The following is a 17,869-nucleotide window of genomic DNA, read 5'->3' as shown; positions in this document are numbered from 1 at the left end:
GTTGGCCCACACAGTATGTGGGCTCACATGATAAATGGCAAATGCTGTCAGGCAATGGAAGCTGTCTAACCTATTATACTGTCTGTTTTTCCAATCGTTTTTCAATCGAATCCATTAACATGCCTGTAATGGAGATTTCAGGAAAAGCGGCTTCTATTTCACGTACACAAGTTGGGCTGGTAACGTTGATTTCAGTTAAACGGTCACCAATGATATCAAGCCCAACGAAAATTAAACCTTTCGCTTTTAAGACAGGAGCGACTGCGCGTGCGATAGCCCAGTCACTTTCTGACAGTGGACGAGCTTCTCCACGCCCGCCTGCTGCAAGGTTACCACGGGTTTCACCCTGGGCTGGGATACGAGCCAAGCAGTAAGGCACTGGCTCGCCATCAACAACCAGTACACGTTTATCTCCATCCTTAATGGCTGGCAGAAAATTTTGTGCCATACAGAAGCGACTACCATGTTCGGTCAGGGTTTCAATAATCACACCGATATTCGGATCATCTTGCTTCAGGCGGAAAATGGAAGCGCCGCCCATACCATCTAGTGGTTTAAAGATAACATCACCATGTTTTTGGTGAAATTCACGCAGAGTTTTTGCGTTGCGTGTTACCAGAGTATCTGGTGTCAATTCGGGGAACCATGCGGTAAACAGTTTTTCATTACAGTCACGCAGGCTCTGTGGTTTGTTGACGATCAGGCTGCCTTTGGCTTCAGCTCTTTCCAGAATATAAGTAGCGTAAATATATTCAGTATCAAAAGGAGGGTCTTTGCGCATCAGGATAACATGCAGTGTATCAAGGGCAATATCCTGTTCGCTGCCAAACTGATACCACTGTTGAGGGTTCTCCTCCACTGTAAGTAAACGGGTTCGTGCACGACCTTCTCCCTGATGCAGATAGAGGTCATTCATCTCCATGTAATGGATTTCCCATCCGCGTTTCTGTGCTTCCAGCAGCATGGCAAAACTAGTGTCTTTCTTAATTTTGATGGATGAGATTGGATCCATCACTATACCGAGCTTGATCATTCTTTCTCCTTAACCCAGATCACCAAAACGCACTTGTAATGCTGTAATTGCAGTGAGTGCCGTCGTCTCTGTCCGCAGGACGCGAGGGCCTAACAGGATATCAGTAAATTGGTGATTTGCCGTCATTTCTATTTCTTCGGCGGATAATCCCCCTTCTGGGCCAATCAACAGACGAACTTTTTTCACTGGTAATGGCAGTGTATTGATACTTTGGCTGGCACGGGGATGTAAATTTAATTTTAGGCTGCTATCGTTTTCTGTACACCATGCTTCGAGTGACATAACCGGACGGATCTCAGGGATCTGATTGCGTCCGCATTGCTCACAGGCAGAAATTACGATTTTTCTCCATTGCTGTAATTTTTTTTCCAGCCTTTCTGCATCCAGTTTCACACCACAGCGTTCAGAAAGTAATGGCGTAATAGTATTAACGCCTAATTCAACGGATTTTTGAATTGTGAATTCCATTTTTTCACCACGGGACATGACTTGCCCCAGATGCAGATCCAATGGTGATTCGCAGTTAGACAATTTGCCTGCAAGGATGCGCACTTTGACTGCTTTTTTACTGGCTTCAGTAATTTCTGTATCAAAAATCTGATTGCTACCATCAAAGAGTTGCAATTGTTGTCCACTATTCATTCTGAGCACACGGCCAACATGATTGGTAGCATCATCACTCAGGTTGATTACGGTTCCTACAATGAGTGACTCAGGATGATAGATGCGGGGAATTCGCATATTTTTTCTTTCCTTCTTTTTTCCGGATAGTTCCTTTCCAGATAGTTCAGATATAGCCTAACGCTATATCATAAAGTTGATTTATCGCCATGATAAATGAGCGCTGATTGCATGATCAAGCTATCTCTCAGACTAAAAGAAACCCGATGTATAGTTGCGAGTTGGCTCGCATATTTATTTCATTATGACTGTTTTAATGGATTTCCTATTGCCAATGAGCTGAACGGGAATTTAGTATTCACCGTGTTCTGATTAATATCAGAGAATAAATAAGGGATATCGGTATGCCCTGTGGATTTCAAGATGTAGTCAAAAAGCTGCAACTTGAAAGACGTCGGGAATAACAGGGATGTTATTTTATGGAAACTATATTGAACATTTTCATGGATGAGAAAAATGAATGGTCCAATAATTTAGTCAGTATGAATGAAATAATAATTTTATTTTTCTGCATCGTTTTGTTTTTATTAGCAGTTATCGATATAAAAACTTATCAGCTACCAGATATGCTCACTCAACCTTTATTATGGCTTGGATTGGTACTTAATAGTAATAATGAAGTAGTTCCAATAAAGAGTGCGATATATGGCGCCATATCAGGGTATTTATTTTTATGGATATTATATTGGCTTTGTCGGTATACATTGAAGAAAGAGGGGATAGGTTACGGCGATTTAAAGTTGACTGCCGCAATTGGTGCATGGATTGGTGTAGATATGATACCCGTGTTGATGTTGCTGGCTTCATTATCTGGTCTATTAGGGTTTGTTATGATTTGGCTGAAAAGAAAAAGCTACCCTGAATTTATCGCTTTTGGGCCTTATCTCTGTTTTTCTGCCATACTTTTGATGGTTTTTAATTTTCATGGAGCTAACGTGATTTAGCTTTAGTAATTTTAGATAATTATCACAGCAAATCTAAACATGATGCTTCCCCTTTTAAACATCAGGGAGTACATCAAAAAAAGAAAAGATACAACATGTTTATGCTTGTCACTGTAGTGGTATGTGGGGAAGGTTATGGTTGCCGAATGCAAAGAATATTTCTGCCGGACAGCCTATTGAACTTGATTGATGGCAATGACAGGCTGTGGGGAAATAAAAAGTGGCGGAGAGAGCAAGATTTGAACCTAGTGTACACATTACGCACATGGTAGATGTTAAAAGCATCTAATGTACTCAACTGCTTTTTGCATACAATGGATGTTAAAAGCATCCAGTAGGCTTGGGCAGCTATCCTGCATACGCTAGACGTTGGAAGCATCTAGTGGGTGTAGGCAGCTCATCTTGCATGCGCTAGACGTTAGAAGCATCTAGTTGGCTTTAAGCAGGTCACTTTGCATAATCTAGATGTTAAAAGCATCTAATTATCTTAGGTTGTTTGCTTATCTCTCCGCCGACACCAAATTTAAAAAAAGTGAGATTTTTATTCAAGCGGATTTATTTAATTATGGCCTATTGATCACAACTTAAATTAATTAATTATTTTAGAACTTAAAAGGGAGATAAATGTCATATTAATTAAGGCTATTTTATGTTCATCTAATAGGTTTTTTTGTTGTTTTTCCTATTATCTTGTTAAGTTTTGTATAGTGATAAATATAAAGCATTAAAGGAAGTTTTTAAATAAATGTTATCACTAATTTGTTCTGATACTTTATTTTTTGTTAGAGTGGTTGGGCAGAATGGTTGAGAGCGTTTATTTTATTCGTTAGTCTTTTAAGTTTTATAATTGTAGTGTGAGATATTTTGAGTTTTATGTTGGATGAAAGTACTTATTTTAGGGCTTTCTGTTCTAATAAAATATGGGTGCTACTTTTCGTAACACCCATATTTTTAATTTATTGAGGCCATTTCATTTCGCCTTTCAATACTTTGGCACTTAACTCAAGACTGGATTCATCAGCAAGGTTTGGGTAATGTTTTTTCATGGCTGAAATTAATGCTTCTGAATCTTTTGCTTTTGGTAATTCTTTTTCCAGTGTTGTCAGATAATTTTGGGTAAAATTTACTGATTCCAATGTCATTGATGAATTCCCCAAATAATGACCGGGAACCACAGTTTCAGGTTTTAAGCTTTTGATTCGCTCTAATGTCTGCATCCAGTGCTGGCGCGATAATTTAGTCTGAGTATCAGCAATCCATACATGGATGTTGTCAGAAACAGTTACACCACCAACAACTGCTTTTAATTTCGGGATCCATACGAAAGTGCGGTCTGCGGCAGGGCCATTTAAACCTTCAACAATCAGTTTTTCACCATCTACAGTAAAGGTTTTTTCTTTCAATGGTTTAGGAACAATAATTTTTTCGGGTGCTTGATCTTGTAAGATGCCACCCCAATAGGCCAGTTTACCATCTTTGGTTTCTTTGATAGCTTTAATCGTTTCAGGTGAGGCGATCACTTTGGCATCAGGGAAAGCTTCAGTGATCACATCAAGGCCGAAATAAAAATCAGGATCAGACTGGCTGATGTAGATCGTTGTTAGTTTTTTACCGGTCTGTTGGATCATTTTGACCAGTTCTTGAGCGTCGCTTTTTTTGAATTGTGCATCGATCAGTACAACTTCATGTTTGCCACTGATGATTTCAGAAGAGACTGGGAAGATGCCGGCTTCGCCCGGATTGTAGACATCTAACTTAAGATCGGCAGCTTGAGCGAATGTCCCCATTCCCAGAGAGAGTGTTGCAGCCAGAACGGTATTTCGTATTGTTTTATGAGCCATAATCGAATTCCTATATACAAAAATGCTTATTTGCTTGAATCACTCGTATCATAAATTGCATATTTCGATTTAAAAATCCCATAACTGGCAACTATTTGTTGCATATATCGAGCTAATCAACATGGAGATACAGAGACAAGATGGACAGGATCACCGCAGCACAGGTTTTTGTCACAATTGTTGAACAAGGCAGTTTGAGTGCAGCAGCAGAACGACTTGATATGTCACGGGCAATGGTGTCACGTTATCTATCTGAAATGGAAAGCTGGGCAGAAGTTCGTCTTCTGCATCGCACAACGCGCAAAATAAGTCTGACTTCAGCGGGAGAGCAGGCTTATCAGCGTAGCCTTAAATTAATGAAGTTAGCGGAAGCGATGCCGGCTCAGCAATCGGCAGAGGCTCATACCCTGAAAGGATTATTAAGGGTAGGTTGTTCTCAATCGTTGGGAATCAGCGCTCTGTCTGTGGCGATTCCTGAATTTATGCGGAAGTATCCTCATGTCGCTGTTAATCTGCAAATCAATAATAAAGTCATTAAACTAGTCGAAGAACGTATTGATTTAGCAATCCGCATTACCAATAATCTGGAGCCAAATTTGATTGCTCGCCCGCTATCGACTTGCCATTCTGTTGTTTGTGCCGCTCCTTCTTATTTAGATGGGAAAATAATCCCGCAAAAACCCGCCGATCTGGCAGAACATAATTGTTTGACATATAACTTTTTTGGTAAAAGCTTATGGCTGTTCGAAAAACAGCATCAGCAGTATTCAGTTCCTGTCAGTGGTACGTTAAGTGCCAATGAATCAACGGTACTTATGGAAGCCACATTGCAAGGAGCTGGTATCACTATGCAACCTTATTATTCCGTTTCATCTTACTTAAAATCCGGCCAGTTGATTGATCTATTACCTGATTACCAACCTCAGGCAATGGGAATTTACGGTATTTATGTTAGTCGTCAAAATATGCCCGCTACTTTGCGGGCATTGTTGGATTTTCTGGTTGAGTGGTTTGCATCTTCTCCCGACTGGCAACAATTAATGTTGAAAAGCAAATGCTAATTTTTGTGGAAATAGCTCAGCCTGCTGTTTTAGATGAGCAATGAATATTTCGACGGGTTCTGAAGATGGGCGGTGAATAGGTTTAATTAAGCTGACTGTGAACGGAATTTCGATACTGAATGGTCGTATGCAGAACCCGGCATTTTTATCCAGATAATCCAGTGCCGTCAGCGGGTTAATAATCGATACACCAATACCTTCACTGATCATGGCACATACTGATGCCGCACTGTGGGTTTCCATAATCATCTTGCGTGAAACCTGATGCTTATTAAATATCGCATCAATCAGTTGCCTGTAGCTATCTGTAATAGAAAGGCTGATAAACGGCTGTCCATGAAAATCTTCTGGTTCTAGTCGCGATTTTTGCGTGAGTGGATGGTTGGCAGGCAAAACACAAACTTCGTTCAATGTCATCAAAGTTTCACGTTCAGTTCCTGCGGGTGTCTGCATATGTTCAGTCAAACCGAGATCGTGGCGTTGTGCTGAAAGCCATTCTTCCAGTAGTGGAGATTCTTGTGGAATGATTGTTAGTTGCGCATCAGGGTAGGATTGGATAAAGCTATGACAGGCTTTAGGCAATAAGGATTGGGAGAATACTGGCAAACAGGTAATGGATAGTTGGGCATATTCAAACTGGCGGATACAATCTGCCGTATTGAGTATTCTTTCCAGTCCGTAATAGGAGCGCTGTACCTCTTCAAATAGTCTTATTCCTTGTGTCGTTGGGAATAAACGCCCTTTTATCCGATCAAACAACTTAAATTTCAGCAATTGTTCAAAGCGTGCTAGTTCACGGCTCACCGTTGGTTGTGAGGTTTTCAATAAAACCGCTGCATCAGTCAGATTCTTGGTGGTCATGACTGCATGAAAAATCTCTATATGTCGCCATGAACAGGCGTGCATAATCTTCCCCCTTTTTATTTGGTTTGCTGTCTCACGTCAGGTAATTATCTATATTGGGAGTCATATAAATTGGATACCATATAATAATGCGTTTAAAAAGAAAGCAAAACGATATCGTAGATGAATAGGTGATAGTAAAAAGGATATTTTTATTCCTGTCTTATTGGTGTCAATAATGAAGCATCTGCTGATATGAGAAAACCCCAATGACAAAACCAACTCTTACCGTTTCTTTCGGCAATAATTTTACACCAGAGAACCTCCTTAGCTTGTCCACTGTTTATGGAACACCACTGTGGATCTATGACAGCGCTATCATTATCAATAAAATCAATCAATTAAATAAGTTTGATGTTATTCGTTTTGCACAAAAAGCCTGTTCCAATACCCATATTCTGCGTTTGATGAGGAAGCAAGGCGTCAAAGTGGATTCGGTGTCATTAGGAGAAATTGAACGTGCGCTTCATGCCGGATTTCAGCCAGGACGTGATAAATCTGAAATCGTATTCACTGCTGATCTGATTAATGAAGAGACGTTGGATCGTGTAATTGAGTTAGATATACCCGTTAATGCAGGCTCTATCGATATGCTGGAGCAGATTGGTCAGCGTCAGTCAGGCCATTCGGTTTGGCTGCGCATCAATCCGGGATTCGGTCATGGTCATAGCCAGAAAACGAATACCGGCGGTGAAAATAGTAAGCATGGGATCTGGTTTCAGGATCTACCTTTAGCACTTGAGAAAGTTCGTCAATATAAACTGAACCTGATAGGTTTGCATATGCATATTGGTTCAGGAGTTGATTATCAACATCTCGCTAATGTCTGTAATGCTATGGTGGAGCAGGTTGTATTGTGCGAGGTGGATATTCAGGCCATTTCAGCAGGAGGAGGGTTATCCATCCCCTATAAAATCGGTGAAGAAGTTGTAAATACTGGCCATTATTACAGTTTATGGCATGAAGCACGCCAACGTATTGAGCAGCATTTGGGGCATCATATTGAGCTGGAAATTGAACCCGGCCGTTTTTTGGTCGCCGAAGCAGGGATTTTGATGGCAGAAGTACGGGCGGTAAAGTCGATGGGAAGTCGCCATTATGTGCTGGCAGATGCAGGTTTCAATGATTTGATGCGTCCAGCAATGTATGGCAGTTATCACCATATTTCTGTGTTGTCTGAAAATGAGTTATCTGGAAATGGGCAAAATAGTGAAGGTAAGAGCAGCGAGAGGACAAACTTACAGGAGACGTTGGTGGCAGGGCCATTATGCGAATCGGGAGATGTCTTTACTCAGTTGGAAGGAGGGGAGGTTATTCCCCGTATGTTGCCTAATGTTGCTGTCGGTGATTATCTGATTTTCCATGATACAGGTGCTTACGGTGCATCTATGTCCTCAAATTATAATAGTCGGCCTCTGATCCCTGAAGTATTGTTTGTTGATGGTGAACCTCGTTTAATTCGACGTCGGCAGACAATACAAGAATTGTTGTCATTGGAATAAATGTAAAAATACGGGGGCATAAAGCCCCCATATTTTTCTCATTACTTATTTATTATCTGTACCATTCCAGCATCAGGCTGCTTTAGTCTGTTGCTGATTTTTAGACTTTTTTGTTGCATTGGGGACAGCAAATGCATCTGCTTCAAATTCATCAACATTGATTGAACGCAGTCTGCTGACTTCTGCACGTTTCAGGATATCAGCTTCTTCCTTAGTGATCTTATTATCCGCTAATGCTTTTTCAGCCAACTGATCCAGACGTGTGAAACTCAGATTTTTACCTGCTTCACGGCTCAGGCGAGTGTGAATAGGCTCTGAGGCAATAATGTCATGCAGTGCTTCTTCCAGTAATCCATGAGGATTATGCTCACTTGGTGTCAGATATTGCCCACGACCAACCCGGTCACGAGTTGCGGAAGGTGTTTGTAATATCTGTGCCAGTTTGTGATCCAATTTATCGGATGGTGCAGTATGTGAGCGACCAAACGGGAAGATGATAACTCGCATTAAACCGGCAACCAGGCGATTTGGGAAGTTACGCAGCAAATCGTTCAGGGCTTGTTCTGCCTGATACAAGGCATCTTCTACAGCCCATTGAACCAGTGGTAAATCTTCTTTTTGGCGACCTTCATCTTCGTAACGTTTTAAGGTCGCTGTTGCCAGGAAAAGTTGACTCAGAATATCTCCTAAACGGGCAGAGATACGTTCACGGCGTTTCAAACTCCCGCCCAATACCCCCATGGCAACATCAGACATTAAGGCAAGGTTTGCACTCAGTCGATTGATGTGCTGATAGTAACGACGCGTTGCATCATTGACTGGGGTATTGCTGGTTCTGCCATTGGTAATACCTAACCACAGGCTGCGCAATGTATTGCTGGCAACGTGTCCTAAGTGACCGAACAATGCTTTATCAAACGCTTTAACATCATTGTTTTCTGCTGCGGCTATTTCAGCCAGAACATAAGGATGGCAGCGGATTGCACCTTGACCAAAGATAATCATGCTGCGGGTCAGAATGTTTGCACCTTCTACGGTAATGGCGATAGGTGCACCCTGATAACCACGAGCCAGGAAGTTGGATGGGCCGAGGCAGATACCTTTACCACCAGCAATATCCATTGCATCAATAATGGAACGCTGGCCTCTGTGGGTACAGTGATATTTCACGATAGCAGACAGAACGGCAGGTTTTTCGCCCAGCATAATGCCGCTTGTGATCATTGTTGCCGCAGCATCCATCAGGTAAGAGTTACCTGCGATGCGGGCCAGTGGCTCTTCAATACCTTCCATTTTGCCGATAGGCAGTTTGAATTGACGGCGAATATAAGAGTAAGCACCGATAGCCATAGCTGCGCTTTTCAGTCCGCCGGTTGCATTGGATGGCAGGGTAATACCACGACCAACAGACAGACATTCAACCAGCATACGCCAGCCTTGTCCTGCCATTTTCGGCCCACCAATGATGTAATCGATAGGAACGAAAATATCTTTACCGCGGGTTGGCCCATTCTGGAATGGAATATTCAGAGGGAAATGACGATGACCGATTTCAACACCAGGGGTGTTTGTTGGGATCAGGGCACAGGTTATACCCAATGATTCAGTCTCACCCAATAAGTGATCCGGGTCATACAGTTTGAATGCCAGGCCCAATACAGTTGCGATAGGAGCAAGGGTAATATAACGCTTGTTCCAGTTCAGGCGCATACCGAGCACTTGTTCGCCTTGCCATTCGCCCATACAGACGACACCAGTATCAGGAATTGCCCCTGCATCTGAGCCTGCTTCCGGGCTGGTCAAAGCAAAACAAGGGATCTCTTCACCACGGGCGAGGCCGGGAAGGTAATGTTTTTTCTGCTCATCTGTACCATAGTGTTGCAACAATTCACCAGGCCCCAATGAATTAGGCACACCAACAGTTATCGCCAGAATACCGGAGACACCTGCCAGTTTTTGCAGCACTTGTGATTGAGCATAAGCTGAGAATTCCAGACCGCCGTATTCTTTTTTGATGATCATGGCAAAGAAACGGTGTTCTTTCAGATAGGCCCAAAGCTCTGGAGGTAAATCAGCTAATTCATGGCTGATTTGGAAATCATTTGCCATACGGCAGGCTTCTTCCACAGGGCCATCAATGAATGCTTGTTCTTCAGCGGTTAACTGTGGTTTTGGATAGTTATGCAATTTATTCCAGTCAGGGTTACCGCGGAACAGATCACCTTCCCACCATGTTGTACCAGCATCAATTGCTTCTTTCTCTGTACTGGACATACTTGGCATAACTTTGCGGAATGCTTTCAAACCAAGAGCAGAGAATAGAGAGATACGAGTTGGAGTGAAGACAAGAGGGAACAGGATAATAGCGAGTGGTAACAGCAACCAGTAGCTCCAAAGACCCGTAACACCCATGATGAATGTATAGGCAATAAGCAGTAAGCTGCTGACAGTCAGGCTGACTTTGCGGTAACAAAGCCCACCAATCAAGACTAAAAACAAAATAATGCTGAGGAGGGTCATAGTAAAACTCCTGTAAATCTCAGGTTGAGTCGTCAGAGGTCTGACCTGTTGTGATGTCCTTCTTTTTTAGTTGAGGAAAAGACATTTATCAATACATTTACATCTTAATTACAATCTAGCTCACAAAGTCATTGAAGTTTTTGGTAGGGGAATTTTTTAGAGATGTGATGGTATCTTCTTTCAGGGGGGGGAATCCGTTACACTGGGTAACTGTTGTTATTAATCCCGAAGACCTTTCCTTTCAGGAGTATGAGTCCCATGTATCAAGATCTGATCCGCAGTGAGCTATCCGAAGCCGCAGAGACGCTGGCTAATTTCCTCAACGATAATACAAATATTGAGGCCATTCAAAAAGCAGCCGTTTTGTTGGCTGATTCATTTAAGGCGGGAGGAAAAGTGCTTTCGTGCGGTAATGGCGGTTCACATTGTGATGCTATGCATTTTGCGGAAGAATTGACAGGCCGTTATCGCGAAAATCGTCCGGGATATCCTGGTATCGCTATTTCTGATCCCAGTCATTTATCCTGTGTTAGCAATGATTTTGGCTATGATTATGTGTTTTCCCGTTATATTGAGGCCGTTGGTCAGAAGGGTGACGTTTTGCTCGGAATTTCGACTTCAGGCAATTCCGGTAATATTATTAAGGCAATTGAAGCTGCCCGCGTAAAAGGGATGAAAGTCATTACGCTGACTGGTAAAGATGGCGGCAAAATGGCAGGAACCGCAGATGTTGAAATTCGTGTACCGCATTTCGGTTATGCAGATCGCATCCAGGAAATTCACATCAAAGTGATCCATATTTTGATTCAGTTAATTGAGAAAGAAATGATAAGAGTCTGATTACAGATTGTCAGGAGCAGGTTAGAGGTAGGCAATGTGTGAATTACTTGGCATGAATGCCAATGTACCAACGGATATTGTTTTCAGTTTGAGTGGCCTGATCCAGCGTGGCGGGAATACCGGCCCTCATAGGGACGGTTGGGGAATTACTTTCTATCAAGGGTTGGGCTACCGAACTTTCAAAGATCATCAACCCTGTTGTCATTCACCTGTTGCCCGCTTTATTCAGGGTTATCCGATCAAATCAGAGGCCATTATTGCCCATATTCGTCAGGCCAACCGCGGCAATGTATCTCTGGTCAATACCCATCCGTTTACACGTGAGTTGTGGGGCAGACACTGGACTTACGCTCACAATGGTCAATTGAAAGGATACCGTAACCTGAAAACGGGAAATTATCGTCCGGTTGGTGAAACTGACAGTGAGCGGGCATTTTGTTGGATATTGCACCAATTATCAATCAAATATCCTAAGCGACCTGCTAACTGGTCTGCGGTGTTCCGTTTTATTGCATCATTGGCAGATGCACTCAGGGAAAAGGGGGTGTTCAATATGCTGTTATCTGACGGGAAATTTATGATGGCCTATTGTTCGACACAATTGCATTGGATTACCCGTCGGTCACCTTTCGGTAAGGCGACATTACTTGATCAGGATATTGAAATTGATTTTCAGCAACATACCCACCCTGATGATGTGGTATCAGTGATCGCAACTCAGCCTTTAACGCATAACGAAACCTGGAATAAAATTGAGTCGGGGAGCTATGTTTTATTTCACCTTGGTGAACGCATATTCTGATTGATTTTGCCGAGCAGGTGGAGGTGCCACGCTAACAATATATTGTCCTCTGATGATATTGACTGTAGCGGGTGTGCTGTTTTTGACAAAATATTCATAGGCAGGCTGTAACTGTTCCCAAAATGAGTAATTAGCGTTATTGTGATGACGTCTCATATTTGATGGCGTCATCCTGAAAGGGTAAATATTAATCTTGATTTCACGTTGCCCATGATGGAGTGCACTTTCCGCATATCGATATATCTCATCCATATAACGATTAGTCATGGCATAGCAGCCAATGGATTTACATTCACCATGGATCATTAAATTCTTACCAGAATAACCTCGGTATTTATCAAATTTGTTAGGAAAGCCCAAATTAATGGCCCGATAATAGCTGCTATCCGGCTTTAACTGTTTAAGGTTGACGAGGTAAAAACCTTCCGGGCTTTTGAAATCACCGGTCAATGTCTTGGGGCCAAGACCACCGGAGTAATTGCAAACAGGATATCGTTGGGTTAATTGATATTGTCCGGTGTTGCTTTTGGTATAGAGTTCAAGAACTTTGTCTTCTTTGAATATTTGAATGAAGATCTCAGAGCCGAGCTGTTTTAATGGTAAGTGTCCACTTAATGAATTATTCCTTGATAATGCGCCTTTAGCCAGAGTAAAAATTGGCATATTGGTAAGAAGTAAGATAAGTGAGAAATAAATAAATTTTTCTTTCATAACATTGCTACCTAAAAGTTAATAAATTAATGAAATACTGAGTTTAAGGTTATCAGGTCATGGCAATATGCTGAGTAAATATAACCGCAATATTTGGTTCCCATAAAATAATCGCTTGCGCAAAAAGCACTCCTTTGTCGGGAAAAATGAGGCTTAGGTTCGGCTTTATCGAGTAGTTTACAGTTCAGCAGAGAAATTATTTTTATTTGCTTGAGCTAAATCACTTGATTAATCAGACAGCGTTTGGGGGAAATGTTAGAATTGCTGTCGGCGAAACTTAAGAAAATATTGTAACGATTATCGGCATGAATAATTTGAGACATATGCCACTCAACGTGTTTTTTATTACTGAAGTCGCTGCATTATCCCAGGGGAATTCCGCAGGATGATCTGTAGCATATGATTTAACTGATAAACTTGTGCAAATCTTATGATTAAAATTAAAAAAGGACTCGACCTCCCGATAGCAGGAGCGCCTGCCCAAGTTATAGAAGATGGTCCGACAATTCGCTATGTCGCCTTATTGGGCGAGGAATATGTTGGAATGCGTCCTTCTATGCTGGTTAAGGAAGGTGAGCATGTTAAAAAAGGGCAAATTCTTTTTGAAGATAAAAAGAATCCAGGGGTAGTTTTTACCAGTCCCGCAAGTGGGAAAGTCGTTACCATTGGACGCGGAGAACGTCGTGTACTGCAATCTGTTGTGATTGAAGTTAGTGGTGATGAACAAATCACATTTGATCGTTATGATCGTGCCGAGCTTGCTGGTCTGACTCGTGAACAGGTAGAAAAAAACCTGCTTGCATCAGGGCTGTGGACGGCGTTGCGTACACGTCCTTTCAGTCGTTCACCTGTCCCCGGTTCCACACCAAAGGCAATCTTTGTCACGGCAATAGATACACAGCCACTGGCTGCTGATCCATCTGTCGTTATTGCGACACAGGAAGAGGCCTTTGTTGATGGTCTGAATATTCTGTCAAAGCTGACAGTAGGAAAAATCCACGTCTGCCATGGCGTTGGAAATATTCCAAATGCAGGGAACAATTCTCAAATTACGTACAACCAATTTGTCGGTCCACATCCGGCAGGGCTGGTTGGAACGCATATTCATTTCATTGAATCAGTCAGTGCCCAAAAAACAGTATGGCACTTGGGATATCAGGATGTTATCGCTATCGGTAAGTTATTCACAACCGGTGAACTGTATACTGATCGCATAATCTCTTTGGCAGGGCCGCAGGTTAAATCACCACGTTTAGTTCGTTCCCGTCTGGGCGTTGATTTGCTGGAGTTGACGCAAGGTCAGTTGAAAGCAGGTGAGAACCGTATCATTTCCGGTTCTGTATTGTGTGGTATGAAATCAGATGAAGTTCATCATTATCTGGGACGTTTCCACACTTTGGTCTCTGTTCTGGCTGAAGGGCGTGAAAAAGAGCTGTTTGGCTGGATTGCTCCGGGAATTAATAAATTCTCCATTACCCGTACTACCATCGGTCACTTCCTGAAAAAGAAACGTTTTGCTTTCTCAACCACTACAAATGGCGGAGAGCGCTCTATGGTGCCAATTGGTAACTATGAGCGGGTGATGCCGTTGGACATTATGGCTACTCATCTGCTGCGTGACTTGCTGGCGGGAGACACTGACAGCGCTCAGACACTGGGTTGTCTGGAGTTGGATGAAGAAGATTTGGCACTGTGTACTTATGTTTGCCCGGGTAAATATGAGTATGGTCTGGTACTGCGTGAAGTGCTAAATAAGATTGAGCAGGAAGGGTAATTCATGGGCCTGAAAAATTTATTTGAGAAAGTAGAACACCATTTTGAGGCCGGTGGCAAGCTGGAAAAATATTATCCTCTCTATGAGGCAGTAAGCACCGTTTTTTACACTCCGGGAACAGTGACAAAGGGAACCGCCCACGTCCGTGATGCCATCGACCTCAAGCGTATGATGATTCTGGTATGGATGTCTGTTTTTCCGGCCATGTTCTGGGGAATGTATAATGTAGGGAATCAGGCGATACCTGCATTAACCCATCTATACAGTGGAGAAGCACTACAGCAGGTTCTGGCTTCTGACTGGCATTATATATTGGCCCAGTATCTTGGTGCGTCACTGACACCAGATGCAGGGTGGGGCAGCAAAATGCTGCTGGGGGCAACCTACTTCCTGCCAATTTATGCTGTCGTTTTTGTGGTTGGTGGCTTTTGGGAAATCTTATTTGCCATTATCCGCAAACATGAAATCAACGAAGGCTTCTTTGTCAGTTCTATTCTGTTCGCACTGATTGTTCCGCCAACACTGCCATTGTGGCAGGCGGCACTGGGGATTACTTTTGGTGTCGTAGTTGCAAAAGAAATCTTTGGTGGTACAGGTCGTAACTTCCTTAACCCGGCTCTGGCGGGTCGTGCTTTCTTGTTTTTTGCTTATCCTGCCCAAATTTCAGGTGATTTAGTCTGGACTGCGGCTGACGGTTTTTCCGGGGCAACCCCACTGTCTCAATGGGCGAATGCGGGCCAGCATGCTTTGATGAACACCATCACAGGTCAGCCTGTAACATGGATGGATGCTTTCCTTGGTAACATCCCAGGTTCAGTTGGTGAAGTTTCCACTCTGATGATTTTCATCGGTGGTGCCATCATTCTGTTTGCCCGCATCGCTTCATGGCGCATTGTTGCTGGTGTCATGATCGGTATGATTGCAATGTCCTATCTGTTTAATGCGATTGGTTCAGACACTAACCCAATGTTCACCATGCCATGGTATTGGCACATGGTTCTGGGGGGCTTTGCTTTCGGTATGATCTTTATGGCAACAGATCCCGTATCTGCTGCATTTACGGATAAAGGGAAATGGGCATACGGCATTCTGATTGGGGTGATGTGTATCCTGATCCGTGTTGTAAACCCAGCTTACCCAGAAGGGATGATGTTGGCGATTCTATTCGCTAACCTGTTCGCGCCACTGTTCGATTATTTGGTCGTACAGGCCAATATTAAGCGGAGAAAAGCCCGTGGCTAATGATAAACCAAAAAATAATGACAGCATCGGCAGAACGTTTCTTGTTGTTTTTGTGTTGTGCCTTGTATGTTCGATTGTCGTTGCTGGTTCAGCCGTAGGTTTGAGGGCACAGCAACAAGAACAAAAACTGTTGGATAAACAGCGTAATATTCTGGATGTTGCTGGTTTGCTGAAACCAGACATGACAACAGCAGAAATCAAAGCAGCTTATGACAGCCATATCCAGCCAAGATTGCTTGATTTGAAAACAGCAATACTCGAAAAAAGTGATGGCAATTTTGACCTGAATAATGCCCTGCGCCGTGATGAAACCAGCATAGCTTTATCCCCAGAACAGGATCTGGCGAAAATCCGTCGTCGGGCTGATATGACAGAAATCTATCTGGTTAAAGATGAACACGGCAAAACTACTGAGCTGGTATTGCCGATATATGGTTCAGGTCTGTGGTCAATGATGTATGCCTTTATTTCCATTGACGTGGATGGCGTAACATCTCGCGGCATTACTTACTACTCTCACGGCGAAACACCGGGATTGGGTGGTGAAGTTGATAACCCACAATGGCGTAAGCAATGGGTTGGCAAAAAACTTTATAACCCGGAAGGTGCTCCGGTGCTCAAAATCGTTCGTGGTGGCGCGGGTGATAATCCTTATGGTGTAGATGGTTTGTCTGGCGCGACTCTGACTTCCAACGGTGTTCAGCATATGTTTGATTTCTGGTTGGGTGATAATGGTTTTGGCCCGTTCCTGAAAAAAGTACGCGAGGGAGTCTTGAAAGATGGCTGATAGTAAAGAGATAAAACGCGTCCTTCTTGGGCCGCTGTTTGATAATAACCCAATTGCATTGCAGGTTTTGGGTGTGTGTTCAGCATTAGCGGTAACAACCAAACTAGAAACTGCATTGGTGATGACGCTTGCTGTGACACTGGTAACAGCATTTTCTAACTTTTTCATTTCGTTGATTCGTAATTACATTCCGGGCAGTGTGCGAATCATTGTGCAGATGGCAATTATTGCCTCGTTGGTTATTGTGGTAGACCAGATTTTGCGGGCATATGCCTATGAAATCTCAAAACAGCTATCTGTGTTTGTTGGCCTTATCATCACTAACTGTATCGTAATGGGACGTGCAGAAGCCTATGCCATGAAATCTCCTCCAGTAGAAAGTTTCATGGATGGTATCGGTAACGGTTTAGGCTATGGTGTCATTTTGTTACTGGTGGGCTTTTTGCGCGAACTGTTTGGCTCAGGAAAGCTGTTGGGTATTACTGTGATGGAATCCATCAAAAATGGTGGTTGGTATCAGCCTAACGGTCTGTTCCTGCTGGCACCAAGTGCATTTTTCATCATTGGTATGCTGATTTGGGGTCTGCGGACTCTGAAACCTGAGCAGGTTGATAAGGAGTAACAGACAACATGGAACATTATATCAGTTTATTTGTCCGTGCCGTCTTTATCGAGAATATGGCGTTATCCTTCTTTCTCGGTATGTGTACTTTTCTGGCGGTGTCTAAAAACGTCAAAACTGCTTTTGGTCTGGGCGTTGCCGTAACGGTTGTTTTGGGAATTTCTGTTCCTGCCAATAACCTTGTTTACAATCTGGTACTCCGTGATGGAGCCTTGATTGATGGGGTTGATCTGAGTTTCCTGAACTTCATTACCTTTATCGGTGTGATCGCTGCACTGGTGCAGATTCTGGAAATGATCCTTGATCGTTACGTTCCTGCACTTTACAACGCGTTGGGGATTTTCCTGCCGTTGATTACGGTGAACTGTGCGATTTTCGGTGGTGTTTCTTTCATGGCACAGCGTGACTATAACTTTGGTGAATCCATCGTATATGGTTTTGGTTCAGGTATGGGCTGGATGCTGGCAATTGTCCTGATGGCCGCTATTCGTGAAAAAATGAAATATGCGGATGTTCCGGCAGGTTTGAAAGGATTGGGGATCACCTTTATTACCACCGGATTGATGGCATTGGGTTTTATGTCCTTCTCCGGCGTGCAGCTCTAAA

At 43.0% G+C, this 17,869-nt stretch carries 16 protein-coding genes; 10 read left to right on the top strand and 6 right to left on the bottom strand.

What is annotated here, in order from left to right; genetic code table 11:
* Positions 1-73 precede the first annotated feature (73 nt).
* Positions 74-1,033, bottom strand: coding sequence for a glutathione synthase (gene gshB / locus Xbud_RS01615; RefSeq protein ID WP_099134416.1), 960 nt, complete (start codon positions 1,031-1,033; stop codon positions 74-76).
* A 9-nt stretch (positions 1,034-1,042) separates the two neighbouring features.
* Entirely contained in the window at positions 1,043-1,774 is a 732-nt protein-coding gene (gene rsmE / locus Xbud_RS01610) for a 16S rRNA (uracil(1498)-N(3))-methyltransferase (RefSeq protein WP_099134415.1), read from the bottom strand.
* Between the two features lie 359 nt (positions 1,775-2,133).
* On the opposite strand from rsmE, the gene Xbud_RS01605 reads away from it, so the two are divergent.
* A complete protein-coding gene (locus tag Xbud_RS01605; RefSeq protein WP_244589832.1) occupies positions 2,134-2,658 on the top strand; it encodes a prepilin peptidase in 525 nt (174 codons plus the stop codon).
* A gap of 956 nt (positions 2,659-3,614) precedes the next feature.
* Here the strand turns inward: Xbud_RS01605 and Xbud_RS01600 are convergent.
* Positions 3,615-4,445 (bottom strand): MBL fold metallo-hydrolase, encoded by an 831-nt coding sequence (locus Xbud_RS01600; RefSeq protein WP_422645742.1) that lies wholly within the window; start codon positions 4,443-4,445, stop codon positions 3,615-3,617.
* A 194-nt stretch (positions 4,446-4,639) separates the two neighbouring features.
* Here Xbud_RS01600 and Xbud_RS01595 point away from each other — a divergent pair, with 194 nt between their 5' ends.
* Positions 4,640-5,560, top strand: coding sequence for a LysR family transcriptional regulator (locus Xbud_RS01595; protein WP_099134413.1), 921 nt, complete (start codon positions 4,640-4,642; stop codon positions 5,558-5,560).
* Here the strand turns inward: Xbud_RS01595 and Xbud_RS01590 are convergent.
* The gene (locus Xbud_RS01590) at positions 5,537-6,466 is read right to left on the bottom strand and encodes a LysR family transcriptional regulator (protein ID WP_099134412.1); all 930 of its coding nucleotides are present in this window, start codon (positions 6,464-6,466) and stop codon (positions 5,537-5,539) included. The genes Xbud_RS01595 and Xbud_RS01590 overlap by 24 nt on opposite strands.
* A gap of 206 nt (positions 6,467-6,672) precedes the next feature.
* On the opposite strand from Xbud_RS01590, the gene lysA reads away from it, so the two are divergent.
* On the top strand, positions 6,673-7,965 hold the full coding sequence (lysA, locus tag Xbud_RS01585; protein WP_099134411.1) for a diaminopimelate decarboxylase: 1,293 nt from the start codon (positions 6,673-6,675) through the stop codon (positions 7,963-7,965).
* A 72-nt stretch (positions 7,966-8,037) separates the two neighbouring features.
* Here the strand turns inward: lysA and fadE are convergent, their stop codons facing one another.
* Positions 8,038-10,485: an acyl-CoA dehydrogenase FadE gene (gene fadE / locus Xbud_RS01580; protein ID WP_099134410.1), complete on the bottom strand. Its 2,448-nt coding sequence runs from the start codon at positions 10,483-10,485 to the stop codon at positions 8,038-8,040.
* A gap of 258 nt (positions 10,486-10,743) precedes the next feature.
* Between fadE and lpcA the strand changes: the two genes are divergently transcribed.
* A complete protein-coding gene (lpcA, locus tag Xbud_RS01575) occupies positions 10,744-11,325 on the top strand; it encodes a D-sedoheptulose 7-phosphate isomerase (protein WP_099134409.1) in 582 nt (193 codons plus the stop codon).
* 34 nt (positions 11,326-11,359) lie between these two features.
* Entirely contained in the window at positions 11,360-12,127 is a 768-nt protein-coding gene (locus tag Xbud_RS01570; protein WP_099134408.1) for a class II glutamine amidotransferase, read from the top strand.
* Here the strand turns inward: Xbud_RS01570 and Xbud_RS01565 are convergent.
* On the bottom strand, positions 12,098-12,838 hold the full coding sequence (locus Xbud_RS01565) for a L,D-transpeptidase family protein (protein WP_099134407.1): 741 nt from the start codon (positions 12,836-12,838) through the stop codon (positions 12,098-12,100). The genes Xbud_RS01570 and Xbud_RS01565 overlap by 30 nt on opposite strands.
* 430 nt (positions 12,839-13,268) lie before the next feature.
* Between Xbud_RS01565 and Xbud_RS01560 the strand changes: the two genes are divergently transcribed.
* Genes Xbud_RS01560 through nqrE form a run of 5 tightly spaced genes read left to right on the top strand, consistent with a single transcriptional unit; the run spans position 13,269 to position 17,868 of the window.
* Positions 13,269-14,612 carry a Na(+)-translocating NADH-quinone reductase subunit A gene (locus Xbud_RS01560; RefSeq protein ID WP_099134406.1) on the top strand — a complete coding sequence of 448 codons (1,344 nt, stop codon included), beginning with the start codon at positions 13,269-13,271 and terminating at the stop codon, positions 14,610-14,612.
* A gap of 3 nt (positions 14,613-14,615) precedes the next feature.
* Positions 14,616-15,854, top strand: a complete 1,239-nt coding sequence (locus Xbud_RS01555; RefSeq protein ID WP_099134405.1) for an NADH:ubiquinone reductase (Na(+)-transporting) subunit B — start codon at positions 14,616-14,618, stop codon at positions 15,852-15,854.
* Positions 15,847-16,641 carry a Na(+)-translocating NADH-quinone reductase subunit C gene (locus Xbud_RS01550; protein ID WP_099134404.1) on the top strand — a complete coding sequence of 265 codons (795 nt, stop codon included), beginning with the start codon at positions 15,847-15,849 and terminating at the stop codon, positions 16,639-16,641. The genes Xbud_RS01555 and Xbud_RS01550 overlap by 8 nt, the downstream gene beginning before the upstream one ends.
* On the top strand, positions 16,634-17,263 hold the full coding sequence (locus Xbud_RS01545) for an NADH:ubiquinone reductase (Na(+)-transporting) subunit D (RefSeq protein ID WP_047685294.1): 630 nt from the start codon (positions 16,634-16,636) through the stop codon (positions 17,261-17,263). The genes Xbud_RS01550 and Xbud_RS01545 overlap by 8 nt, the downstream gene beginning before the upstream one ends.
* A gap of 8 nt (positions 17,264-17,271) precedes the next feature.
* On the top strand, positions 17,272-17,868 hold the full coding sequence (nqrE, locus tag Xbud_RS01540) for an NADH:ubiquinone reductase (Na(+)-transporting) subunit E (protein WP_038263259.1): 597 nt from the start codon (positions 17,272-17,274) through the stop codon (positions 17,866-17,868).
* The last annotated feature ends 1 nt before the right edge of the window (position 17,869 follow it).

The organism is Xenorhabdus budapestensis (genome assembly GCF_002632465.1).
Classification (GTDB): domain Bacteria; phylum Pseudomonadota; class Gammaproteobacteria; order Enterobacterales; family Enterobacteriaceae; genus Xenorhabdus; species Xenorhabdus budapestensis.
Note: the sequence above shows the minus strand (reverse complement) of the source record. Positions and strands in the feature narration are given on the sequence as shown.